The sequence below is a fragment of the Micromonospora sp. H61 genome (genome assembly GCF_018070325.1).
In the GTDB taxonomy this organism is placed as follows: Bacteria; Actinomycetota; Actinomycetes; order Mycobacteriales; family Micromonosporaceae; genus Micromonospora; species Micromonospora salmantinae.
On sequence record NZ_JAGPXY010000204.1, the window covers coordinates 1 to 1,700 of the forward strand.

Sequence of the window (1,700 nt, forward strand, 5' to 3'; positions counted from 1 at the left end):
TGGTTGGGGCGACTACTACGCGGACCAGGGGGAGCGTTTCCTCCGGATCGGGAACCTGCCGCGAGCCAGTCTCGGGATCCGTGGTGACATTCAGTTTGTGGACCTTCCGGCAGACGGGACAGAGGGGTCGCGGACGATGCTCCAGGAAGGCGATTTGCTCTTTTCGATCACCGCATATCTAGGATCCGTAGCCGTGGTCGAGGGCGATTGGGTGGGCGCGTACGTCAGTCAGCACGTCGCACTTTGCCGCTTGGAACGCGATCAGGTGGACCCCAGGTTCATCGGCTGGTTCATGCTCACCACAACAGGCCAGGACCAGCTCAACGAAGGCGCAGCGGGCGGCACAAAGATGCAGTTGGCGCTCGACGACATCAGGGGGCTTCGGGTGCCGACGGCTCCCATTGAGCAGCAGCGCCGCGTTGCCGCATACCTGGACAGGCAGACGGCGAAAGTCGATGCGCTGGTCGCCGAGACCGAGCGGTTCATCGAACTCTCGAAGGAGCGGCGGTCCGCGTTGATCACGGCGGCGGTGACAGGGCAGATCGACTTCCGGGAGGTGGCGTGATGGCCGATCACAACGAGGTCGTCTTCGAGTCCGAGATCTGCGCGTCCCTGGAGTCCCACGGGTGGCTGTACTCGGCGAACGACACCGGCTACGACCGGGAGCGAGCGCTCTTCCCCGAGGACCTGTTCGCCTGGCTGAGGCAGACCCAGCAAGCGGCGTACGAGAAGGCGTTGACGGCTGCGGGGTCGCAGGCGAAGTTCCTCGACGTGCTGACCACGGCGCTAGACAAGCCTCTAGAACATGGTGGCGGGACGCTGAAAATCCTACGTAACGGGGTGCAGTACATCGGTAGTGGTCGGTTGAAAATGGCGCAGTTCCGGCCCGAGACCAGCCTGAACGCGACCACCAACGAGCAGTACGCGGCGATGCGGTTGCGGGTGATGCGGCAGGTGCATTTCTCCACCGCTGACCGGCGCAGTATTGATTTGGTCTTCTTCGTCAACGGGTTACCGGTGGCCACCGTCGAGCTGAAGACCGACTTCACGCAGTCCCTCGACGAGGCGATCAACCAGTACCGCAGGAACCGGCACCCGCTGACCAACGGGCGGTCGGAGCCGCTGTTGTCGTTCGGGCATCGGGCACTGGTCCATTTTGCGGTCTCCAACGACCTGGCCGCGATGACCACCAAGTTGGAGGGCGAGAAGACGCAGTTCCTACCGTTCAACATGGGTCACGAGAGTGGCGCGGGGAATCCGCCGGGTGAGGGCGGTCGGTCGGCGACGGCGTACCTGTGGGAGCGGGTTTGGGAGAAGGACGCCTGGCTCAACATCATCGGCCGGCTGATGATCGTGGAGACCAAGGATGAGTGGGATGTCGCGACCGGGACGTCGGTGCGGCGTACGAGCATGCTCTTCCCTCGGTTCCATCAATGGGAGGCCGTGACGAATCTTGTAACAGCGGTGCGCGAGGAGGGGGTGGGGCATCGCTACTTGATCGAGCATTCGGCAGGGTCGGGGAAGACGAACACCATCGCCTGGACCGCGCACCGGCTGGCGCGGCTGCACGTGGACGACGAGAAGGTCTTCGATTCGGTGATCGTGGTCGTGGACCGCACCGTGCTCGACGGGCAGCTCCAGGAGGCGATCCGGCAGATCGACGGGTCGGGGAAGATCGTGGCCACGATCAGCCCGGAGGA

2 protein-coding genes are annotated in these 1,700 nt (G+C 63.9%); both read left to right on the top strand.

Features of this window, described 5'->3' with window-relative positions:
* Window positions 1-565, top strand: a 565-nt coding sequence (locus KBX08_RS33135; RefSeq protein WP_210787693.1) for a restriction endonuclease subunit S, incomplete at its 5' end; no start/stop codon positions are given.
* The coding region (locus tag KBX08_RS33140) for a type I restriction endonuclease (RefSeq protein ID WP_210787694.1) at window positions 565-1,700 on the top strand (1,136 nt) is incomplete at its 3' end. The genes KBX08_RS33135 and KBX08_RS33140, both read left to right, overlap by 1 nt.